The sequence below is a fragment of the Mycolicibacterium llatzerense genome (genome assembly GCF_000878195.1).
GTDB lineage: Bacteria > Actinomycetota > Actinomycetes > Mycobacteriales > Mycobacteriaceae > Mycobacterium > Mycobacterium llatzerense.
This window is the reverse complement of the sequence record NZ_JXST01000008.1, coordinates 74,070-97,021: the sequence shown is the minus strand read 5'-3', so window position 1 is coordinate 97,021 and position 22,952 is coordinate 74,070. Positions and strand designations below refer to the sequence as shown.

Below are 22,952 nucleotides of genomic sequence, written 5' to 3'. Positions count from 1 at the left end.
GTGGCAGTGAATTCGCAGGCCATCCGCGAGGAGGTTGCCGAACTGCTGGGCGCCCGCGCTGACACCCTCGATCCCGGCGCCGACCTGATCGGTCAGGGGCTGGACTCGATTCGCATGATGTCGCTGGCCGGGCGCTGGCGGAAGCAGGGCATCGACATCGACTTCGCCGCACTGGCAGCGGAGCCGACGATCGCGGCCTGGTCCGAACTGCTGTCCGCGGCGGGCGGTCTGCAACGCGCCGAAGCATCGGTACCGCAGGATAATTCGGAACATGACCAGCCGTTCGGGCTGGCGCCGATGCAGCACGCCATGTGGATCGGCCGGGAAGACGACCAGCTACTGGGCGGTGTGGCCGGACATCTCTATGTCGAATTCGACGGCCACGAGGTCGATGCGGAGCGATTGACCGCTGCCGCAACGGCATTGGCGGCGCGGCACCCCATGCTGCGTGTGCAGTTCCTGGCCGACGGCACGCAGCGCATCGCCGCGCTCGACGGTGACTTTCCGGTGACGGTCACCGACCTGCGGGCCTTGCCTGCCGATCAGATCGCGCAGCAGCTGGCCGCCATCCAACGCCGCAAGGCACATCAGCAGTTGACCGGCCAGGTGTTCGAACTGAGCCTGACGCTGCTCCCGGACGGCGCCACCCGCCTGCACGTCGACTTGGACATGCAGGCCGCTGACGCGATGAGCTACCGCACCCTGATGGCCGATCTCGCGGCTCTGTACCGCGGTGTCGAGCTGGCTCCGCTGGCCTACACCTACCGCGAATATCGCATGGCCACAACACAATCAGCTGAACAGGTCAATCCCAGGGCTGATGCGGACCGGCAGTGGTGGGGCGACCGGATCCCGGAACTGCCCGATCCGCCTCGTCTTCCGCTGGTACCGGCCGCCGAGCAGAACGACCCGCGCCACACCACCCGGCGCTGGCACTGGCTGGCGCCCGACGTACGCGACGCGCTGTATGCCGCCGCACGCCGGCGCGGCATCACGCCCGCGATGGCACTGGCCGCGTCGTTCTCCGACGCGCTGGCCTGCTGGTCGGCCGGGCAACGCTTCCTGCTGAACGTGCCGCTGTTCGGGCGCGACCAACGCCACGCTGATGTCGACCGCCTGGTGGGCGACTTCACGTCGTCGCTGCTGCTCGACGTCGACCTGACCGACGCGGCCACCGCGACGGGGCGATGCGCTGTCCTGCAGGACGCATTCCGCAGCGCCGCAGCACATTCCGACTACTCCGGGCTCGAAGTCCTCCGGGACCTGAGTCGGCACCGCGGCACCCAGGTGCTGGCGCCGGTGGTCTTCACCAGCGCCCTCGGCCTCGGCGAACTGTTCGGCTCGGCGGTGATCGAGACGTTCGGCACGCCGGGGTGGATCAATTCGCAAGGGCCGCAGGTGATGCTGGACGCCCAGGTGACCGAGTTCAACGGCGGCGTGCTGGTCAACTGGGACGTCCGCGAAGAGGCGTTCCCGGCGGGCGTCATCGACGCCATGTTCGCGCGGCACATCGCCGAGCTGGAGCGGCTGGCCGTCGACGACACTGCCTGGGAGGCCACCACGCCGGAGCCGTTGTCGGCGGCGCAGCGCGCGGTACGCGACGAGGCCAACAGCCGCACGGGGGCGCCCAGTGGCGCGGCGCTGCACACCGGTTTCTTCGCCTCGGCTGCCGCGCGGCCGGCTGCCACGGCGATGATCGGCGAGACCCGGCAGTGGACGTATGCCGAACTGGCCGAAGAAGTTTCGGCCGTGGCATCGGCATTGCGGATCGCCGGCATCACGCCGGGGGACACCGTGGCCGTGCTCGGCCCCAAGGGCGCAGAACAGATCATCGCGCTGCTGGCCATCCTGGCTGCCGGCGGCGTCTACTTGCCGATCGGCGTCGACCAGCCCGCCGACCGCACCGAGAAGATTCTGGCGACCGGCGGCGTCCGGATGGCGCTGTACTGCGGCGACCTGACACCGTCGTGGAAGCCGTCACTGACCGTGACGGAGGCAATGCGGATCGGGCGCCGCGCCGACGGGCCGTTCGTCCCCGCCGCCACCGATCCGCACGAGCTGGCCTACGTGCTGTTCACCTCCGGTTCCACGGGCGAGCCCAAGGGCGTCGAGGTCACCCATGATGCGGCGATGAACACCGCCGAATTCCTGTACGGGCACTTCAACATCGGACCGGCTGACCGCTGCCTCGCGCTGGCCACCCTGGAATGCGACCTGTCGGTGCTCGACATGTTCGCCACCCTCGCCACCGGCGGCAGCATCGTGGTGGTCGACGAGCCGTACCGGCGCGACCCGGACCACTGGGCCGCCCTCATCGCCGAGCACGGCGTGACGGTGCTCAATTTCCTGCCGGGCTGGCTGGAGATGCTCGTTTCCGTGAACGAAGGGGCGGGCGCGGACCGCTTGGCGTCGGTGCGAGTGGTGCTGACCGGCGGTGACTGGGTCCGGACCGCCATGGTGCGGCACCTGCAGGCGCAGGCACCGGGTGTGCGCGTCGCCGGGCTCGGCGGTGCCACCGAAACTGCCATCCACGCAACCATTTTCGAGGCCGGCGAGCTGCCCGAAACCTGGTCGGCGGTGCCCTACGGCGTGCCGTTCACGAACAACGCATGCCGGGTGGTCAACGAGGCCGGCCAGGATTGCCCCGACTGGGTGGCCGGCGAACTGTGGTTCACCGGACGCGGCATCGCCTCCGGCTACCGTGGCCGGGCGGACCTGACCGCCGACCGATTCGTGCGCTACGCCGGCCGAACCTGGTACCGCTCAGGGGATTTGGCGCGGTACCGGCCGGACGGCGTCCTGGAGTTCGTCGGGCGTGCCGACCACCGCGTGAAGATCAGCGGCTACCGGATCGAGCTCGGTGACGTCGAAGCCGCACTGCAGCGGGTGCCCGGGGTGCGCGCCGCGGTGGCCGGTGTGGTCTCCGGGGGCGAACGCGGGCACGACGTGCTGGCGGCGCTGGTCTCGGTTGACGATCCCGCCCTGACCACCGAGCGCATCAGCGCGGCGGTGGCCGAACTCGTGCCGCCGCACATGATTCCGCGGCAGCTGCAGGTGGTTGCGGCGATTCCGTTCACCGTCGGCGGCAAGACCGACCGTCGGGCCGCAGCCGGTCAACTGGCGGCGCTGGTTCAGGCGGCCGACGGCGCCGGCCGGGCACTGCCGGAGACCACGCTGGAGCGGGCGCTGGTGGCGATCGTCTCCGAGCTGCTCGCGGTCGACGCCGGTGTGGAGGACGACTTCTTCGAGCTCGGCGGTGACTCGGTCCTGGCGACCGCCACCGTGGCGCGGATCCGGAAGTGGCTGGACACCCCGACCGTCGGCGTGCCCGACATCTTCGCCGCCCGGACCGTGCGGGCGCTGGCGCAGCGGCTCATCGGCCGCGAGGACGGCAACGGGCGACTGGATATGGTCGCCGAGCTCTATCTGGAGATTGCTGACATGAACCACGACGACGTGCTCACCGCGCTGGATCCGGCGGCTGTCTCATGACCGAAATGGGATCGGCCTCCGCGACGGGGCTGAAAGGCGCCTTCGCGCCATGGATCAAGTACTACCCGGGCACCGGCGACGCGGGGGCCGTGGTGGTCTTCCCGCATGCCGGCGGTGCCGCGGTGGCCTACCGCGACCTGGCAACTGCATTGTCGGGCAAGGGGATCGACACGTACGTCGTGCAGTATCCGCGTCGCGCCGATCGGCTCGCGCATCCGGCGCACCCGACGGTCGAGCAACTGGCAGTCGACCTGTTCGCCGCGGGCGACTGGGCGGCCGCGGGCCCGCTGCGGCTCGTCGGGCACTGCATGGGTGCGGTGGTGGCATTCGAGTTCGCCCGGGTCGCCGAACAGAGCGGCGCCACCGTGCACAGCCTCTGGGCATCCGCCGGTCAGGCGCCGTGCGATGTGGTCGACGCGCCTCCGCTGCCGACCGGACCTCGCGAAATGCTTGCGGAGATGGTCGATCTCGGGGGTACCGACCCCCGGCTGCTCGCCGATCCAGATTTCGTCGAACTCCTGTTGATGGCGGTGGGTGCCGACTACGAAGCACTCAACCGGTACCTGGGCGGCGGCCGCATCGCCGCCGACATCCACGCCCTCGGCGGACGCGACGACCATCGCATCGACCAGGACATGCTGCGCCGCTGGGAAGATCACACGTCGGGTGCCTTCACCCTGACCGAATTCGACGGCGGTCACTTCTATCTCAACGACCAGCTGGACGCGATCGCGGAAGTGATCAGTGCGCGCTGACTTGATGGGCACGGACGATCCGGTGGTCATCGTCGGGATGGCGGTCGAAGCGCCCGGTGACGTGGACAACGCCGAAAGCTATTGGCAGTTGCTGTCTTCCGGGCACGAGGCGCTGAGCACGTTCCCGGAGGACCGGGGCTGGGCCGTGCGTGACCTGCTCGCCGGATCGCGCCGCGACGGATTCAAGCGCATCCACAACCGCGGCGGCTTCCTCTCGGGCGCCGCCCTGTTCGATCCGTCGTTCTTCGGTATCTCGCCGCGCGAGGCGGTGGCGATGGACCCGCAGCAGCGAGTGGCGCTGCGGGTGACGTGGCGGGCGCTGGAGGACGCCGGGATCAACCCGGACGAGCTGGCCGGACACGACGTCGGCTGCTACATCGGCGCCTCGGTCACCGGGTACGGCCCCGACCTTGCCGAATACTCGGACTTGAGCGGGCATCTGATCACCGGGACGTCGCTGGGTGTGATCTCCGGACGCATCGGTTACCTGCTGGGCCTCGATGGTCCGGCGCTGACGGTCGACACGTCGTGTTCGTCGGCGCTGACCGCGTTCCACACCGCGGTGCAGGCACTGCGCGCGGGGGATTGCAGCATGGCGCTGGCCGGCGGCGTATGCGTGATGGGGTCGCCCGGATACTTCGTCGAATTCGCCAAGCAGCACGCACTTTCCGACGACGGGCACTGCCGGCCCTACAGCGCGCAGGCCAGCGGCACCGTGTGGGCCGAAGGCGCCGGGATGTTCGTGCTGGAACGAAAGTCGGTGGCGCAGCGCAACGGGCACCGCGTGCTCGCGGAGGTGCGTGCCAGCTGCCTCAACCAGGACGGACGCAGCACCGGCCTGACCGCTCCGAGCGGTCCGGCCCAGGCACGGCTGTTCGGCCGCGCGCTCGACCAATCCGGTGCCCGGCCCGACCAGATCGGGATGATCGAAGGGCACGGCACCGGAACCAAACTCGGGGACCGGACCGAGTTGAACTCGCTGGCCCAGACCTACGGTGCCACCGCACCCGGGCAGGGTGCGGTCCTTGGTTCGGTGAAATCCAATGTCGGACACAGTCAGGCCGCCGCGGGCGCGCTCGGACTGGCCAAGGTGCTGGTCTCGGCCGAGCACGCCACCATCCCGGCGAGCCTGCACATCGAACTGGCCAGCGCCGAAATCGACTGGAGCGCACAGGGACTGAAGCTCGCCACCGACCCCACGCCGTGGCCTGCGGTGAACGGCGAACGTCTTGCCGCGGTTTCGGCGTTCGGCATGAGCGGCACCAATGCGCACGTCATCGTCGCCATGCCCGAGGAGCAGGTGGCGTGATGAGCCTTTCGCACCTTCCTGACGGCCGCGTACCCGTGCTGCTCAGCGCGCACACCGAGGAGCTGCTGACGGCTGAGGCGACCGGCGTCGCCGACTACCTGGACCGGATCGGGGCCGTGAGCCTGGGTGCGGTGGCCGCGATGTTGTTGCGGCTGCGCCGTCGTCGTCGGTTCCGCGCCGTGGTCCGGGCGCATGACGCCGCCGAACTGGCGGCCGCACTGCGGGCGCTGGCTGCGGGCGAAGAGCACCCCCTGGCGGCGGTGTCCTCCCGGACCGCAGCCCCCCGGACGGCCTTCGTGTTCCCGGGTAACGGTGGCCAGTGGCCGTCGATGGGCACCGACGCATATCGGCAGCTGCCGGTGTACCGCGCCGCGGTCGACCGCTGCGCCGCCGCGTTCGTCGCCGCGGGAATCGACTCTCCGCTGGACTTCCTGGTCGACCCCGTTGATCGCGAGTGGACCCAAATCGACAGTCAGAGCGCGCAGTTCACGCACGCCGTCGGACTGACCTCGGTCTGGCGGGCGCTGGGCATCGAGCCCGACGTCACGCTGGGGCACAGCCTCGGTGAAATCGCCGCGGCCCATGTCGCCGGTGCCATGACGCTGGCGGAAGCGGTCGCCGTGGTGATCGCCCGGGCCGGGGCGTTGGACAGCCTGGCCGGCGACTTCGGCGCGGCGAGTCTGGGCGTGAGTGTCGACGAAGCGCGGCAAGCGGTTTCGGAGGCCGCCGGCTGGATGGAATTGTCGGTGGTCAACTCGGCGGCCTCGGTGGTGGTGTCCGGGGACCGGACCGCCATCGCGGACCTGGTGTCCGACCTGCAATCGCGCGGTCGCTTCGCGCGCGTCATCGCCATGAGCTTCCCCGCCCACACCAGTGCGCTGGATCCGCTGCGGGCACAACTGCTCGCCGGTGTGCCTGAGTCTCGATTCGGCGATGGCGCGGTGCCGTTCGTCGGATCGGTGACCGGTGAGGTCGTCGGCGCGGACACGGAATTCGGTGAGTACTGGTACTCGAACCTGCGGAACACCGTGCGGTTCGACCGGGCCGCCGCGACGGTGCGGGACAGTGGCGTCGAGGGATTCGTCGAGATGTCCGCGCACCCCGCGTTGCTGCACGCGCTCGCCGATACCGATGCGCCGCTGATCGTCGGGTCGGGACGCCGCGACGAGGCTCTCGTCGACGTGCTCTCCGACAACATCGCCACCATGGCCGTGGCCGATCCCGACTACGACTGGGCCGAGCACATCGAGCCGAATCAACCGATGCTGCGCGGATTTCCGCATGCCCCGATGGCAGCGATGCACCTGTGGGCCGCGCCGGAACCGCTGCCCGCGGTGGCCGGACTGACGGTCAGCGCCGAACACTGGCTGCCGCAGCCCGACGAGACCGTGCCGCTGATCATCCGGCGTGCCGCGGTGCTGGACCTGCCGGGACCGCGGGGTGAGCTGGCCGACCGGATCCGCGACGGCGTGCGGGCCAATCTCGGCACCGTGCTGGTCGAGCCCGCCGAGGCCGATCTGCTCATCGTCGTCGCGCCGATGCTCGACCACCCCGACACCGAGGCGGCGATCACGGACCTCGCCGAGCTCATCCGCGGTGGACTCTGCGACTACCCGAATGCCATTGGGTCACAATGCAACGACGTGTGGCTGGTGACCGTCGGCGGCGAGCACGTGCGCGACGACGAGCCGGTGGCGTTGCCGGCTCAGGCGGCCCTGGCCGCCATGCACCGCAGCATCGGCTTCGACCATCCGGATCAGTCCTTCCGCCACCTTGACCTGGCCTCCTGGGAAATCGACACGCCGGCCGCGACTGCCGTCGTCGACACCATGCTGGGCACGGGTACCGAAGTGGCGCTGCGTGATTCGCAGCAGTACCGGCGCGGCCTGGCGGCCCTGCCGGCTGCTGACGCGCCGGCGCCCGGGCTACTGGACAACGTGGTGATCACCGGCGGAAGCGGTGCCGTCGGGCTGCATTCCGCGCGGACTCTCGCCGCCGCGGGCGCCCGGCGCATCGTGCTGGTCAGCCGCAGGGGCACCGATGCACAGCAACTGGCCGAGTTCGACGGCACCGACGTCGTGTCGGTGCAGTGCGACATCACGTCGTCCGAACAGGTTTCGGCCGCCGCGGCCGCCCACGCCGGTGACGGTGCGACGCTCGTGGTCCACGCGGCCGGTGTGGCAGCGTTCGGCACGACGGTCGGCGCGGATGAGTTCATCGCCACCGCGGCCGCGAAGGTCGCCGGTCTGGCCCGGCTGGCCGAGTCCTGGCCGTTGCGTCCCGATGCCCGAATCCTGGTGTGCTCATCGGTGTCCGGGCTGTGGGGCGGGCTCGGTCATGTCGCCTACGCAGCCGTGAACCGCATGCAGGATGTGCTGGCCGGGCAGTTCCGCGCCAAGGGGCTCGACTGTGTGGCCGTGCGGTGGGGACTGTGGCCGGGCGCCGGCATCGTCGGTGCCGAGGAGGTGGCGCGGATCGAGCGCGCCGGGCTACGGGAGATGGATCCCGACGTCGCCATCGAAGCGGCCCTGGGGACCTCCGCGCCCGCGCCGTTGATCTTCAGCGCCGATGCCGAGCGGTTGGCGACGCTGCTCGGCGCTGCCCATGTTGACGCGGAACCGGCTGTACCGCAGCAGGTTCCGGTCGCCATCAGTGCCGGTGCCGACGCCGAAGACGTCGTCCGGCACGAGCTTTCGGCGGTGCTCAAATTGGGCGACCCCGGCGGCATCGACCTGACCGCGGCCCTGTTCGACCTGGGCCTGGATTCGCTGCTGGCGCTGGACCTGCGCAAGCGACTGCGCCGGGGCACCGGCCGGTCCGTGCCGCTGGCCGGGCTGCTCAGCGGCATCACCGGTATCGAACTGGTGGATTTGCTAACCGATAGATCAGAAAAGGTGGAGAGCTAGCGTGACCGAGACCGACATCCGGGCGCCGCGCACGCGAGGAGCAGATGAGGACGATGCGCGCTTCGTACTCATGCGGCGCAAGCTGGCCGAGCGCGGCCTGCAGTCCCAGGGCAACACGCAGTCGAACGATGGGGCGCCGGTAGTGCCGGTGCTGTCCGACGGCCAGCGCCGGATGTGGTTCGTGCAGACCGCCGAACCAGCGGGCGCCCTGCTCAATGTCTGTGTGTCCTTCGCGATCACCGGCGAACTCGACCACCAGCGCCTGCGGGCTGCGGTGAACGCGGTGGCCGCCCGGCACGCGGTACTGCGCACCACCTACCGGGCGGACGCGACGGGCGAACCCGGCCTGACGGTGCACGACCAGTTGGCACCGGGCTGGAGCACCCACGACCTGAGCGAGCTCTCGGAAGCGTCCCGCGCCCTGCGGCTCGAAGTGTTGGCACAGCGGGAATTCGGCACGCCGTTCCAGCTCGACACCGAATCACCCTTGCGGATCAGCCTGATTCGCACCGCGGCGGACGAACACATCATGCTGCTCACCGCACACCACATCGCCTGGGACGACGCGTCCTGGCAGGTCTTCTTCGGCGATCTCACACGGGCGTACGACGGCGAGCGGCTGGCCGAGGTGGTGCCGGCGGCGGTGCCCGCCGATGACCACACCGAGGCCCTGGAGTACTGGCGCGGCGTGCTCGCCGATCCGCCTGAGCCGCTGGAACTTCCGGGTCCGCACGGCTCGCTGGTGCCGACCGGTCACCGCTCGCAGCGCGTCACCCGGCGCATCGATGCCGATACCGTGGCCCGGATCTCCGAGCTGGCTCGCCAGACCGGATCCACGCCGTACACCGTGCTGCTGGCGGCGTTCGGCACCTTGCTGCACCGCTACACCCACGCCGACGATGTCCTGGTCGCGACGCCGGTGCTCAACCGCAGCGGTGGCACCGAGGAAGCGCTGGGGTACTACGGCAACACGGTGGCGCTGCGCCTGCGCCCTGAATCACGCCAGAGTTTCGGCGAATTCGTCACTCAGGCCAAGGACACCACCCACGGCGCCTTCGCGCATCAGCAGATCAACCTGGACCGGGTGGTGCGCGAGCTCAACCCGGACCGCCGGCACGGCGTGGAGCGGCTGGCACGGGTCTCGTTCGGCGCCCGCGAGGCCGACGGCCGCGGCTTCTGCCCGTCCGGCATCACCTGCCGCCGGGCCGAGTACCGGGGCCACCAGACGCAGCTGCCGCTGGGCTTCATGGTCGAGTTCGAGGACGACGGGGCAGTGGTCGAGGCGGAGTACCTGACCGAAATCCTCGACGCCGCACTGGCCGACCAACTGCTGCGGCACTACGTGGTGCTGCTGGAGTCCGCACTGGCCGACCCGACCCGGGCGCTGGCCGAGCTGGAACTGATGGACGACCACGACGCCGACTGGCTGCGGCAGATGGCGAACGGGGAACAGTTCAGCACCCCGGACACCACGTTGGCCGCGTTGATCGAGGCCCAGACCGAGCGCACCCCGGAGTCGGTTGCCGTCGCCTACGAGGGCCGGTACTACACCTACCGCGAACTCAACGCCGAGGCGAACCGGTTGGCGCACTGGCTGATCAGCCAGGGCATCGGCACCGAAGACCGGGTTGCCGTACTACTGGAGAAGTCGCCCGAGCTGGTGATCACGGCGCTCGCCATCGTCAAGGCCGGCGGCGTGTACCTGCCGGTCGATCCGACCTACCCGGAAGACCGGCTGTCCTTCATCCTGGGTGACTGCGACCCGAAACTCGTGATCCGCGAACCGATCACGGACCTCTCGGGGCAGCGCGAGGACAACCCCACCGACGCCGATCGGGTGCGGCCGCTCACCGCGGGCAACACCGCCTACCTGATCTATACCTCGGGCTCGACCGGTCTGCCCAAGGGCGTCCCGGTGCCGCACCGGCCGGTCGCCGAGTACTTCGTGTGGTTCGTCGACGAGTACCAGATCGACGCCGACGAGCGGCTGCTGCAGGTCGCCTCGCCGAGCTTCGACGTGTCGATCGCCGAGGTGTTCGGCATGTTGGCGTGCGGTGCGCGCCTGGTCATTCCGCGCCCGGGCGGCCTCAACGACATCGGGTACCTGACCGAGCTGTTGCGCGGCGAGGGCATCACGTCCATGCACTTCGTGCCTTCGCTGCTGGGGCTGTTCCTGTCCCTGCCGGGCGTCAACGAATGGCGCAGCCTCAAGCGGGTGCCGATCGGTGGTGAAGCGCTGCCGGGCGAGGTGGCCGACAAGTTCCACGCCACCTTCGACGCGCTGCTGCACAACTTCTACGGACCGACCGAGACGGTCATCAATGCCAGCCGGTACCGCGTCGAGGGTAAGCAGGGCACGCGCATCGTGCCGATCGGTAAGCCGAAGATCAACACGCAGATGCGCCTGCTCGACGATGCCCTGCGGCCGGTGCCGGTCGGCGTCATCGGCGAGATCTACATCGGCGGAACACATGTCGCGCACGGATACCACCGGCGCCCCGGCCTGACGGCCGAGCGCTTCGTCGCCGACCCGTTCACCGCGGGTGGCCGGCTCTACCGCTCCGGCGACCTGGCGCGTCTGAACAGCGACGGTGACATCGAGTTCGTCGGCCGCGCTGACGAGCAGGTCAAGATCCGCGGCTTCCGCATCGAACTCGGCGAGATCGCCGCCGCCATCGCGGTGGACCCCAGCGTCGGCCAGGCCGTCGTTGTGGCGAGCGACCTGCCCGGGCTGGGCAAGAGCCTCGTCGGCTACCTCACCCCGGCCGAGCGCGGTGACCTGGAATCGGTTGACGTGCAGAGAATCAAGGCCCGGGTGGCGGCAGCGCTGCCGGAGTACATGGTGCCGGCCGGGTACGTCGTGCTCGACGAAATCCCGATCACCGCGCACGGCAAGATCGACCGCCGCGAGCTGCCCGATCCGGACATCCAGTCCCGCAACGCTTTCCGTGAACTGACCACTGACACCGAGCGGAAGGTCGCCGAACTGTTCGCCGACCTGCTCGGCGTCGACCAGATCGGTGCCGACGACTCCTTCTTCGAACTCGGCGGGCACTCGCTGCTGGCCACCAAACTGGTCGCCGCAATCCGGGCGCGCTGCAACGCCGAGATCGGCGTTCGTGAGGTGTTCGAGCTGGGCACCGTCGCCGAGATCGCCGCCCGGGTCGACACCGGGGCGCCGCACAACCGGCCGCCGCTGCTGGCGATCGAGCACACCGGCCCGCGCCAGATGTCGGCATCGCAACTGCGCCAATGGTTCCAGTACCGCATCGACGGTCCCGGCCCGGTCAACAACATCCCGTTCGCGGCCCGGATCACCGGCCCGTGCGACGTCGATGCCTTCGTCGCCGCGCTCGGTGATCTGGTCGAGCGGCATGAGGTGCTGCGCACCACCTACACCGAAATCGACGGCGTGCCCTACCAGGTCGTGAACGACCCGGCGCCGCTGCCGGTGCGCCGCGCCCGCGGCGCCGACGAGGAGTGGTTGCAGGCCGAACTCGACCAGGAACGCCGGTACGTGTTCGACCTGGAGGCGCAGTGGCCGATCCGGGCCGCGGTGCTGTCGATCCCGGGCCAGCACGTGCTGTCGATCATGGTGCACCACATCGCCGCCGATCACTGGTCGGCCGGCGTGCTGTTCACCGATCTGGTGACCGCGTACCGGGCTCGCCTCGAGCACCGCGCTCCCGAGTTCGCGCCGCTGCCGATCCAGTACTCGGACTACGCGGCCTGGCAGGCCACCCTGCTGTCCGATGAGTCGGGAATGCTTGCCGAGCAACGCGACTACTGGCGCGGCCAACTCGCCGCGCCGGCCGCCGACCCGGGTCTGCGGCCCGACTTCACCCGGCCGCCGGTGCTCTCGGGTGAGGGCGCGTCGGTGCCGTTCGTCGTCGACCCGGATGTTCGGGCCAAGCTGACCGCGCTGACCCGCGAGCTCGGTATCACCGACTTCATGCTGCTGCAGTCCGCGGTGGCCGTGGCGCTCGCGAAATCGGGGGAGGGGCTCGACATTCCGCTCGGCACCCCGGTCGCCGGCCGCACCGAAGCCGAACTCGATGCGCTGGTGGGCTTTTTCATCAACATCCTCGTGCTGCGCAACGACCTGAGCGGGGACCCGACCCTGCGCGAGATTCTGGTCCGGTCCCGGGACACCGCCCTGGCGGCCTACGCGCATCAGGACCTGCCGTTCGATCACGTCGTCGATGCGGTCAGCCCGGCCCGGTCGTTGTCGCGCAACCCGCTGTTCGGCGTCGTCGTGCACGTGCGGGAAGACCTGCCCACCGACCACGTCATCGATTCGCGTGCCGATGGCGACACCACGTTCACCGCGCTGGAGCCGACGTTCGATGTGGCGCATGCCGACCTGTCGGTGAATTTCTTTGCCACGCAGGACGGTTACCGCGGTCACCTGATCTTCCGCACCGATCTGTACACGCGGCAGACGGCGGAGCGGCTTGCCGATCGGCTGGTCCGCGTGATCACCGGCATCGCCGAGAACGCCGATCAGCGCTTGCGAGATCTGCGTGTCGATGAGGCGGTCGAAGGTACCGACGGGGTGCTGGTGCTCGACGAGTGGCGTCAGCCCGTGGGCGTCGGTGTGGTGGGTGACATCTACGACGCTGCAACAGGTTCGGAGCCGACCGGCGAACGCGGCAGATGGCTGGCACACGGGCAGCTCGAGCGCATCGAGGCCATACAGCTGCGCGCGGCCGGCACCGGGACAACCGTCGCGGAACCTGCGCGGACCGACACCGAACGCGCCCTCATCGCCCTGCTGGCCGAGGTGCTCGACGCCGACGCCGAGATCGGACGCAACGACGACTACTTCAGTCTGGGTGGCGACAGCATCAAGGCAGTGCAGCTGGCAGCTCGGGGCCGCGACACGGGCCTGAAGCTGACCGCTCGCATGGTGTTCGAGTATCCGACGGTCCACGAGCTGGCGGCGGCGATCGACGCCCGCTCGTCCGCGGAAACTCCTGGGGAACAGGGTGAGGACCGCGAGCACGCGCCGATGACGGTGTCCGGTCTGTCCGCGGCAGAGCTGGCCGAGCTGACCGCATCGTTCGCGGCGTCGCAGGAGCCGCAGTGACCACACTGCAACCGGCACCGGTCATCGAGGACGTGCTGGCACTGAGCCCGCTGCAGCACGGGCTGTACTCGATGGCCCAGCTCGATCAGGCGGACGATCCATACCTGATCGCGATGTCGGCCGAAATCGATGGCGACGTCGACGCAGCGCTCCTGCGGGACTGCGCGGCAGCGTTGTTGGTGCGGCATCCGAACCTGCGGGCCAGCTTCGTGCAGGCCGGAACCCGCACGGTGCAGCTGATTCCGAGTGCCGTCGAGCTGCCGTGGCAGCAGCTCACGGCCGAGTCGTCCGACGATGCAGACCACCTCGAAGCGCGGGAACGGCGCCGTCCGTTCACCCTGGAGCGCGGCCCGGCCGTCCGCTTCCTGCTCATCGAAATGCCGGAACGACGTTGGCGTTTCGCGGTCGTCGCGCATCACATCGTGATCGACGGCTGGTCGCTGCCGTTGTTCGTCGGCGAACTGCTCGCGCTGTACGCCGCCGGCGGCGACATCACGGTGCTGCCCGCCGCACCCCGTCCGTACCGCGACTACATCGGATGGCTCGCGGCCCGCGACCCGGAGGCCAGCCGCCGGCTCTGGCTGCAGCACCTGTCCGGACTCGACGGCCCGACCATGCTGGCTCCGGCGCTCGGCTCGGGCGAACTCGGCGACGATCTGCCGCACAGCACCGAGATCAACGCATCCCGCGATGACACGCGCCGTCTGGTCGAGGCTGCGCGGGCGCACGGCGTCACGGTCAACACGCTCACCCAGATGGCCTGGGCGGCAATACTGTCGGTGCTCACCGACCGGCGCGACGTGGTCTTCGGCGTCACCGTCTCGGGACGGCCGGGAGAACTGGCCGGCGTCGAGTCGATGGTCGGGCTGTTCATCAACACCGTGCCGCTGCGGATCCGGCTGGACCCGCTGCGGCGCGTCGGCGAGCAGTGTCTGGCACTGCAGCGGGACGCCGCCGAACTGCGCGAGCACAGCTACCTGACGCACACCGAACTCCGATCCCTCGGCGGTGTGGGGGAACTGTTCGACAGCCTCCTGGTCTACGAGAACTTCCCGCCGGGTGCCCTGGTCGGCAGCGGCGAATTCGACGTCCGCGGAGCCACTTTCCGGCCCCGGGCACTGCAGAGCCTCGCGCATTTCCCGATCACCGTCGCGGCGCACCTGACCGACGGCGAACTGACCATTCTGGTCGAGACGAAAGACGGTGCCACCGGGCTGCTTTCGCCGGAGAGTCTCGGCCGGCAGGTGCTCGCGGTGATGCAGCGGCTCGTCGACGGCTGGGACCGGCCGTTGCGGGACGTCGGCATCCATCTGACGGCGCCCGCTGTGGCGGGGGCGCCGGCCACCACCGAAACCGGTGGCATCCACGAGAAGTTCACCGCCGCGGCGCGCAGCAAGCCGGGCTCGGTGGCCCTGACCTACGACGGCGGCGCACTGACCTTCCGCGGTCTCGACGAAGCATCCGACCACGTCGCCGCCGAACTGCGGCGCCGCGGCGTGGTGACCGAGACGCCGGTGCCGATACTGCTGCGCCGGGGCCCCGACTACGTGGTCGCGATGCTCGGCGTGCTCAAGGCCGGCGGACTGATCGTGCCGCTGGATCCGTCGATGCCCGCCGACCGGATCGAAGAGATCCTGGGCCAGACCAGTGCATCGATCGTGGTGGACGACGCCCTGCTGACCGCCGCGGGCAGCACTCCCGTCGGCGAATTCGAGCCAGCGCCAACACATCCCGGCCAGGGTGCCTACATCGTGTTCACGTCGGGTACCACCGGCACGCCCAAGGGCGTGATCGGGACGCATGCCGCGGTGCTCGCGTACGCCGCCGATCATGCCGCTCGGGTGTTGCACCCCGCGGTGGCGAAAACGGGTCGGCCACTTCGGGTTGCGCACGCGTGGTCGTTCACCTTCGACGCGGCCTGGCAGCCGCTGGCCGCGCTGCTGGACGGCCACGGCCTGCACATCGTCGGTGATGAGGTGCAGCGCGATGCCGAGGCGCTGGTGGCGACCATCGGGCAGTACGGCGTCGACCTGATCGACACCACGCCGTCGATGTTCACCCAGCTGCAAGCCGAAGGTCTGCTGACGACCGTGCCACTGACCGCGCTGGCGCTGGGCGGCGAAGCCGTCGACCCGAACGCGTGGGCGGCCATCCGCACCGAGTGCGATCGCACCGGCATGTCGGCCTACAACTGTTACGGCCCAACCGAAACCACGGTCGAAGCCGTCGTGGCCGCATTCACCGAGCACGACGCGCCGTCCATCGGGCACCCGACCACCGCCACGCGCGCGTACGTCCTGGACGCCTGGCTGCGGCCGGTGCCGGACGGTGTCACCGGTGAGCTGTACCTGTGCGGTGAACAGCTCACGCGCGGCTATCTGGGCCGCGCCGGCGAGACCGCCGCTCGATTCGTCGCTGATCCGTTCGTGCCCGGCGCCCGGATGTACCGCACCGGCGACGTGGTGCGCCGCGATCCCGCCAGCGGTGGCCTGCAGTTCCAGGGGCGCTCCGACGACCAGGTGAAGATCCGTGGCTTCCGGGTGGAACCCGGCGAGGTCGCCGCGGTGTTGCACGCGCACCCCGGGGTGCGGCACGCGCACGTCACCGTCCGGCGGCACGGCAGCGGGCCACGACTGGTCGCCTACGTCGCCGGAGCGGCAGCTGTCGCCGAGTTGCGGCGGATGCTGGCGTCCCGGCTGCCGAGATACCTGGTGCCGCACCACATCATCGCCGTCGACGAGATTCCGCTGACAGTGAACGGCAAGGTGGACGATGCCGCGTTGGCCGCGATCGACGCCGCAGCCGGCGCCGGGCAGACGGCAGCTCCGGCCTCCGCTACCGAACTGGCCGTGGCCGAGCTGTTCGCCGAGGTCCTCGGTGTGGCCGAGCCGTCCGGACTCGACGTCACCGCCGATTTCCTCGATCTGGGGCTCGACAGCATCGTCGCGCTGTCGGTGGTACAGGCCGCACGCCGCCGCGGGCTGGCATTGCGTGCGCGGATGATGCTGGACTGCAACAGCATTCGCGAACTGGCCGACGAACTGGACGCCGAGAACGAGTTGGCCGCCACCGCGGCAGAGGAGGCCGGCCCCGTACCGGTGCTGCCCAACGTGCATTGGCTGTACCAATATGGCGACGGCCGGCGACTGGCCCAGACCCAGGCGCTGCGACTACCGGACGCCATCACCGCCGAACAACTGACCCTGTTGCTGCACAACGTCATCGCCGCACACCCGGCCCTGCGCAGCCGTCTGGACCGGGCCACGATGACCCTGGTCGACCATCCGGTGGGGGACATCCTCTCCGAGATCACCGTCGACGGCGACGTCGTGGTCGCGGTCGCCGAGCAGACCGATCTCGCGGTCGAACGGCTCGACCCGGAGCAGGGACGCCTGCTGCAGGCGGTGCTGATACACACCGAGTTCGGCGACAAGGTGCTGGTCCTCAGTGCGCACGTGCTGGCCGTCGACCCGGCATCCTGGCGAATTGTGCTCGGCGAGTTGGAGAACGGCTGGCACGCACTGACCTCCGGTGCCGAACCCGCCGCCATCCGCGAACACACCAGCTATCGGGCGTGGTCCCGACTGGTCGCCGAACGAGCGCAGCGCCTCGACACCGCGGACTTCTGGGAGGCACAGGTCGCCGGCCCCGATCCGCAGCTCGGCAGCCGCCGGGTGCGGCCCGAGACGGACTGCGCCGCAGACGTGGTGGTCGCCATGGCGACCATCGACCCGGAGCTGGCCGCGCGAGTGCTTGCGGCGGGTCAACCGGTCACCGATCTGCTGGCCGCTGCGACCGCACGCACAGTGACCCGCTGGCGGCAGCGCCGAGGACAGGACACCCCGGCTCCGCTGCTGGCTCTGGAGACCCATGGCCGCGCAGACTCCGTGGTGTCGGATGACGTCGACACCGGTGACACCGTCGGCTTGCTCAGTGCCATCTACCCGGTCCGGATCAGCTCCGAAGCGGCACACGAGGTCAGCGTCGAGATCGCCGCGGTCCCGGGGCACGGCATCGACTTCGGGCTACTGCGGTATCTGCGCGCGGACACCGCGGAGCGGTTGTCGGCCTACCCGGAACCTCAGGTGCTGCTGAACTACCTGGGCCGAGTGCACCTCGGGGCGAACGGTGATGCGATGCAGCTCGATGGTGCACTGCTGGCCGGCGCGTCACCGGTACCCGAGCCGAACTACGCGGTGCACCACGAGCTGACCTTGATGGCCGGGATCATCGACCATGGGGGTACCACGATGCTCGGTGTCCAATGGCGCACGGTGCCAGAAATTCTCAGCGCAGATGACATTGCCGAATTGCAGCAGCTGTGGGAATCGCAGCTCAGGGAAGTGGTGAAATGACCGAGACCAGAAACACATTGGCCGTCATCGGCGCCGGTGCCAAGGCCGTCGCCGTGGCCGCCAAGGCTGCTGAACTGCGGGCGATGGGCGTGGACGCGCCCGACATCATCGCAGTGGAACGCCTTGGCGTGGGCGCCAACTGGCAGGCCGCCGGCGGCTGGACCGACGGCCGGCACCGGCTGGGTACCGGCCCCGAGAAGGACGTCGGATTCCCGTACCGGTCCGCGCTGGTGCCGCGCCGCAACGTCGAGCTCGACGAACGGATGATGCGGCACAGCTGGCAGTCGTACCTGGTCTCGACGGGGCAGTTCGCTGAATGGATCGACCGCGGCCGGCCCGCGCCCACCCACCGGCGCTGGAGCCAGTACCTGGCGTGGGTGGCGGAAAGCGTTGCCATGCAGGTGGTTACGGGCGAGGTCACGCAACTGTCGGTGGATGGCGACCAGTGGGTGCTGCACTGCCGCGATCAGCAGGTCCGCGCCGACGGCGTGATGATCACCGGGCCCGGCCAGGCCGAGCGATCCATCCTGCCGGGACACCCGCGGGTGCTGTCGATCGCCCAGTTCTGGCATCGCGTCGCCCAGGACGAGCGCATCAACGCCGAGCGGGTCGCCGTCATCGGTGGCGGCGAGACGGCCGCCACCATGCTCGATGAGCTGTTCTCGCACCGGGTTTCGACCATCACGGTGATCTCCCCGGGCGTCACCCTGTTCACCCGCGGCGAGGGTTACTTCGAGAACACCCTGTTCTCGGATCCGACCGGCTGGGCCGGGCTCAGCGTCTCCGAGCGCCGAGATGCCATGGCCCGCACCGACCGTGGCGTGTTCTCCGCCCGGGTGCAGGATTCGCTCCTGGCCGACGACCGCATCCGGCATCTGCGCGGCCGCGTCGCCCATGCGGTGCCCCGGGAAGACCGAATCCGGTTGACCCTGCAGACCGAACGCGATTCCGGCAGTCTGGAGACGGTGCACGGCTTCGATCTGGTGATCGACGGTTCCGGTGCCGATGCCATGTGGTTCGCGCCGCTGCTGAGCCAGGACGCACTGGACGTACTGGAGCTCGGCATCGGTGCGCCGCTGTCGTCCGACTCGCTGCAACGGTCCATCGGTTACGACCTCGCGGTCACGGGCGTCGCGCCGAAGTTGTTCCTGCCCAGCCTGTCCTGGCTCACCCAAGGCCCTGGTTTCCCCAACCTCAGCTGCCTCGGTCTGCTCAGCGACCGTGTGCTGGGTGCCGAATATTCCACTCGATCCGCGAGGAGAAGCGATGAGCAGCAATCCGTTCGATGACGAGAACGGCGCGTTCTACGTCCTGATCAACGACGAAGAGCAGCACAGCTTGTGGCCGGTGTTCGCCGATGTGCCCGCCGGCTGGCGCGTGGTGTTCGGCGAGAGCACGCGCGCGGACTGCCTGGCCTACGTCGAAGAGACCTGGACCGACATCCGGCCCAAGACGTTGCGGGACTCCCTGGTCGGCTGAACCGCTCCCTCGAGCGTGGGGGATTACGAGACAACGTTTCAGGGTGAACGCGCTACGGCGTTGTGGGCGGGTTGACCGGAACTCACGGCCAGGTTTTGCGTTGAGCCTGTACTCAGGGCGCGAAAAGCCGAGAAGAGGCCGCCGTGGCTTCAGGGTCAACGGCACTGCGACCCGCGGTACCCGTCGACCCTGAATTCACGGCGAAATGCACCCGCCCCTGACGTTTGTGTCCGCGGCTACCCGGCGTGACTCCGTTGTCGGGTGTCCTGGTGCCGGCGGCGCAGCTCGACCGCAACTGGGTGGCGGAAAATCTGGCCGGGTATCACCGTGCAGTTGCGTTCGTACAGTTCACCGGAGTTTGGCGATCCTCAGAAGGGTTACCAGCCCGAGTAGAGTCGCGATAGCCAAAGCTGACCAGGGGGAGTGCAGCAATGACGTATCCGGATCCTCGGTATCCGCAGCAACAACCACCGCCGGGGCCGTATCCGCCGCCGCAGGGCCATCCGAATCCGCAGCAGCAGTACCCGTACCCGTATGCGCAGCCGGGCTACCCGCAGCAGCCGTACCAGCAGCCGGGCTACCCGCAGCCGTACGGGTACCAACAGCCCTACGGCCACCCGCAGCAGGGCGAGCCGCCCAACGGCAACTCCACCGGCTGGCGGGCCGCCAGCATCGGAATGTCCCTGTTGTTTCGCGGCACCTACCGGCTGGGCGGCAGTGCCCGCGCCCGCGTCGTCACGGCGTTGATGTGCATGGGGATCGGGCTCGTCGCGTTGGTGATCATCGTGCTGGCCGGTATGTACCTGCGCTAGCGCGAGTTCACACGCCGGTCGGCGAAATCTGCTGCGACAGTGGCACATCCATGTCGTAGACCCGGGCGTGCAGCACCACGCGGTTCCGCAACGCGGAGCGCACAGCACGGTGCAGGCCGTCTTCGAGATAGATGGTGCCCTGCCAGCGCACGGCATGCGGGAACAGATCGCCGTAGAAGGTCGAGTCCTCGGACAGCAGCCGGTCCAGGGCGAGCACCGTCGTCGTGGTGACGATTTCGTCGAGGCGCAGCTGCCGCGGTGGAATCTGGGCCCATTCGCGGTAGCTCAGCCCATGTTCCGGGTAGGGCTTTCCGTCGCGTACCCCTTTGAAAATCATGAGTAGATCACTCCGCAAGCTCCCCGTGAGCCGAGCGGGTCCGCGGTGACAGCGTCGGCATACACCTGACCCTAGCGGGTCGACTCGGGGTTTGCCGAGGCATCCAACCACTAGATGGCCTCTGACGCCCGCCCAAATCCATCGTCACCGTAAAATGGCAGTGAATCCGGAGGTAGCGAATGGGAAGTGCCGACGACCGTCGCTTTGAGGTGCTGCGCGCCATCGTTGCCGACTTCGTTTCCACCAAGGAGCCCATCGGCTCCAAAACGCTCGTCGAGCGCCATAGCCTGGGCGTTTCGAGCGCCACGGTCCGCAACGACATGGCTGTGCTGGAGGCCGAGGGCTACATCACCCAGCCGCACACCAGCTCGGGCCGGGTGCCCACGGAGAAGGGCTATCGCGAGTTCGTCGACCGGATCGACGACGTCAAGCCGCTGTCGTCCGGCGAGCGCCGCGCCATCCTGACTTTCCTGGAGTCCGGGGTCGACCTGGACGACGTGCTGCGCCGCGCGGTGCGACTGCTGGCGCAGCTGACCCGTCAGGTCGCCATCGTGCAGTACCCGACGCTGTCGCGGTCGACGGTGCGCCACCTGGAAGTTGTCGCGCTGACCCCGGCCAGGCTGCTGCTGGTCGTCATCACCGACACCGGCCGGGTTGACCAGCGGGTTGTCGAACTCGGCGACTCCATCGGTGAGCACGAGCTGGCCCAGCTGCGGGAGCGGCTCGGCGCGGCGCTGGAAGGCAAACTGTTGTCGGCCGCGTCGATCGCGGTGGCCGACCTGGCATCGCAGATGGACGGTCACGGCGGCCTGGGCGACGCAGTGGGCCGCGCGGCGACGGTGCTGGTCGAGACCCTGGTTGAGCACCAGGAGGAGCGCCTGTTGCTCGGCGGTACCGCCAACCTGACGCGCAACACGGCGGATTTCGGTGGGTCCCTGCGATCGGTGCTCGAGGCACTGGAGGAGCAGGTCGTGGTCCTGCGGTTGCTGGCTGCCCAGCAGGAGGCAGGTAAAGTCACGGTACGCATCGGCCACGAAACCGAGGCCGAGCAGATGGCAGGGACGTCAGTCGTGAGCACCGCCTACGGCAGCTTGGGCAAGGTTTACGGCGGTATGGGCGTGGTGGGTCCTACCCGGATGGACTATCCGGGGACCATCGCCAACGTCGCGGCCGTTGCCCGGTATATAGGCGAGGTCCTGGGCACCCGGTGAGGGTGCACAGCGGTTCGAGAGATTAGGCAAGGTTCTTAGGCGTGGCACGCGATTACTACAGCCTGCTCGGCGTGAGCAAGGGCGCCAGCGACTCGGAGATCAAGAAGGCCTACCGCAGGCTGGCCCGGGAGCTGCACCCCGACGTCAATCCCGACGAGGGCGCACAGGCACGGTTCGCCGAGATCAGCACCGCCTATGAGGTCCTCAGCGACCCGGAGAAGCGGCGCATCGTCGACCTCGGTGGTGACCCCATGGGAAGCGCCGGAGGCGGTGGTGGTGCCGGGGGCTTCGCCGGTTTCGGCGGTCTCGGCGACGTCTTCGAGGCGTTCTTCGGTGGCGGTGCATCCTCGCGCGGTCCGATCGGCCGGGTGCGCCCGGGTTCGGACTCGCTGCTGCGCCTGCGGCTGGACCTCGAGGAATGCGCGACGGGTGTCACCAAGCAGGTCACCGTCGACACCGCTGTGCTGTGCGACCTGTGCCAGGGCAAGGGCACGCACGGCAATTCCCAGCCGGCCCGGTGTGATACCTGCCACGGTCAGGGTGAGGTGCAGACGGTCCAGCGGTCGCTGCTCGGCAACGTGATGACGTCGCGTCCCTGCCCGGTGTGTGGCGGCGTCGGTGAGGTCATTCCCGACCCGTGCCACCGCTGCGGCGGCGACGGCCGCGTGCGCGCGCGGCGCGACGTCAGCGTCAAGATTCCGGCCGGTGTCGGTGAGGGCATGCGGGTGCGCCTGGCGGCCCAGGGCGAGGTCGGCCCGGGCGGTGGACCCGCCGGCGACCTGTACGTCGAGGTGCACGAGCAGGCGCACGAGCTGTTCCTCCGCGACGGCGACGACCTGCACTGCACCGTCTCGGTGCCGATGGTCGACGCCGCGCTGGGCACCACCGTGAGCGTCGACGCCATCCTCGACGGGCCGACCGAGATCACCATCGCGCCGGGCACCCAGCCCGGTTCGATCACCACGCTGCGCGGCCACGGCATGCCGCACCTGCGGTCCGGGGTCCGCGGCAACCTGCATGCGCACATCGACGTGGTGGTGCCGTCCCGCCTCGACAACAGGGATCTGGACCTGCTGCGCAAGTTCAAGGAGCAGCGGACCCGGGACGTCACCGAGGTGCGGTCCACGCAGTCCGTCGCCGGCGGCGGTGGCGGACTGTTCAGCCGCCTGCGCGAAACCTTCAGCGGCCGTTAGCCTTCGGGGCTGCT

12 protein-coding genes are annotated in these 22,952 nt (G+C 69.3%); 11 read left to right on the top strand and 1 reads right to left on the bottom strand.

Annotation, left to right across the window (positions count from 1 at the left end; genetic code table 11):
* The 9 genes from TL10_RS07805 to TL10_RS31215 all read left to right on the top strand — a co-directional run bounded on the left by TL10_RS07805 (window position 1) and on the right by TL10_RS31215 (window position 20,197).
* Window positions 1-3,492 (top strand): non-ribosomal peptide synthetase, encoded by a 3,492-nt coding sequence (locus TL10_RS07805; protein ID WP_313957341.1) that lies wholly within the window; start codon window positions 1-3, stop codon window positions 3,490-3,492.
* Window positions 3,489-4,247 (top strand): thioesterase II family protein, encoded by a 759-nt coding sequence (locus TL10_RS07800; protein ID WP_082067882.1) that lies wholly within the window; start codon window positions 3,489-3,491, stop codon window positions 4,245-4,247. Before TL10_RS07805 ends, TL10_RS07800 begins: the two co-directional genes overlap by 4 nt.
* 4 nt (window positions 4,248-4,251) lie before the next feature.
* Window positions 4,252-5,556 (top strand): beta-ketoacyl [acyl carrier protein] synthase domain-containing protein, encoded by a 1,305-nt coding sequence (locus TL10_RS07795; RefSeq protein ID WP_043985241.1) that lies wholly within the window; start codon window positions 4,252-4,254, stop codon window positions 5,554-5,556.
* Window positions 5,556-8,462 (top strand): mycobactin polyketide synthase MbtD, encoded by a 2,907-nt coding sequence (gene mbtD / locus TL10_RS07790; protein WP_043985196.1) that lies wholly within the window; start codon window positions 5,556-5,558, stop codon window positions 8,460-8,462. The genes TL10_RS07795 and mbtD overlap by 1 nt, the downstream gene beginning before the upstream one ends.
* Before the next feature lies 1 nt (window position 8,463).
* The gene (locus TL10_RS07785) at window positions 8,464-13,551 is read left to right on the top strand and encodes a non-ribosomal peptide synthetase (protein ID WP_479724572.1); all 5,088 of its coding nucleotides are present in this window, start codon (window positions 8,464-8,466) and stop codon (window positions 13,549-13,551) included.
* On the top strand, window positions 13,548-17,906 hold the full coding sequence (locus TL10_RS07780; RefSeq protein ID WP_043985195.1) for a non-ribosomal peptide synthetase: 4,359 nt from the start codon (window positions 13,548-13,550) through the stop codon (window positions 17,904-17,906). Before TL10_RS07785 ends, TL10_RS07780 begins: the two co-directional genes overlap by 4 nt.
* Window positions 17,903-19,195, top strand: a complete 1,293-nt coding sequence (gene mbtG, locus TL10_RS07775; RefSeq protein ID WP_043985193.1) for an NADPH-dependent L-lysine N(6)-monooxygenase MbtG — start codon at window positions 17,903-17,905, stop codon at window positions 19,193-19,195. Before TL10_RS07780 ends, mbtG begins: the two co-directional genes overlap by 4 nt.
* Entirely contained in the window at window positions 19,173-19,385 is a 213-nt protein-coding gene (locus TL10_RS07770) for an MbtH family protein (RefSeq protein ID WP_043394144.1), read from the top strand. The genes mbtG and TL10_RS07770 overlap by 23 nt, the downstream gene beginning before the upstream one ends.
* Before the next feature lie 431 nt (window positions 19,386-19,816).
* Window positions 19,817-20,197, top strand: a complete 381-nt coding sequence (locus tag TL10_RS31215) for a hypothetical protein (RefSeq protein WP_052506343.1) — start codon at window positions 19,817-19,819, stop codon at window positions 20,195-20,197.
* 7 nt (window positions 20,198-20,204) lie between these two features.
* On the opposite strand, the gene TL10_RS07760 is transcribed toward TL10_RS31215, so the two are convergent.
* On the bottom strand, window positions 20,205-20,534 hold the full coding sequence (locus tag TL10_RS07760; protein WP_043394140.1) for a type II toxin-antitoxin system VapB family antitoxin: 330 nt from the start codon (window positions 20,532-20,534) through the stop codon (window positions 20,205-20,207).
* A 179-nt stretch (window positions 20,535-20,713) separates the two neighbouring features.
* Here TL10_RS07760 and hrcA point away from each other — a divergent pair, with 179 nt between their 5' ends.
* Together hrcA and dnaJ are read left to right on the top strand one after the other, a co-directional pair.
* Window positions 20,714-21,745, top strand: a complete 1,032-nt coding sequence (gene hrcA, locus TL10_RS07755) for a heat-inducible transcriptional repressor HrcA (RefSeq protein ID WP_043394138.1) — start codon at window positions 20,714-20,716, stop codon at window positions 21,743-21,745.
* A gap of 41 nt (window positions 21,746-21,786) precedes the next feature.
* The gene (gene dnaJ, locus TL10_RS07750) at window positions 21,787-22,938 is read left to right on the top strand and encodes a molecular chaperone DnaJ (RefSeq protein WP_043394137.1); all 1,152 of its coding nucleotides are present in this window, start codon (window positions 21,787-21,789) and stop codon (window positions 22,936-22,938) included.
* Window positions 22,939-22,952 lie beyond the last annotated feature (14 nt).

Coding starts and splice junctions, on each gene's coding strand:
- TL10_RS07800 (WP_082067882.1), top strand. CDS start 3,489: ATGACCGAAATGGGATCGGCCTCCGCGACGGGGCTGAAAGGCGCCTTC.
- TL10_RS07795 (WP_043985241.1), top strand. CDS start 4,252: ATGGGCACGGACGATCCGGTGGTCATCGTCGGGATGGCGGTCGAAGCG.
- mbtD (WP_043985196.1), top strand. CDS start 5,556: ATGAGCCTTTCGCACCTTCCTGACGGCCGCGTACCCGTGCTGCTCAGC.
- mbtG (WP_043985193.1), top strand. CDS start 17,903: ATGACCGAGACCAGAAACACATTGGCCGTCATCGGCGCCGGTGCCAAG.
- TL10_RS07770 (WP_043394144.1), top strand. CDS start 19,173: ATGAGCAGCAATCCGTTCGATGACGAGAACGGCGCGTTCTACGTCCTG.
- TL10_RS31215 (WP_052506343.1), top strand. CDS start 19,817: ATGACGTATCCGGATCCTCGGTATCCGCAGCAACAACCACCGCCGGGG.
- TL10_RS07760 (WP_043394140.1), bottom strand. CDS start 20,534: ATGATTTTCAAAGGGGTACGCGACGGAAAGCCCTACCCGGAACATGGG.
- hrcA (WP_043394138.1), top strand. CDS start 20,714: ATGGGAAGTGCCGACGACCGTCGCTTTGAGGTGCTGCGCGCCATCGTT.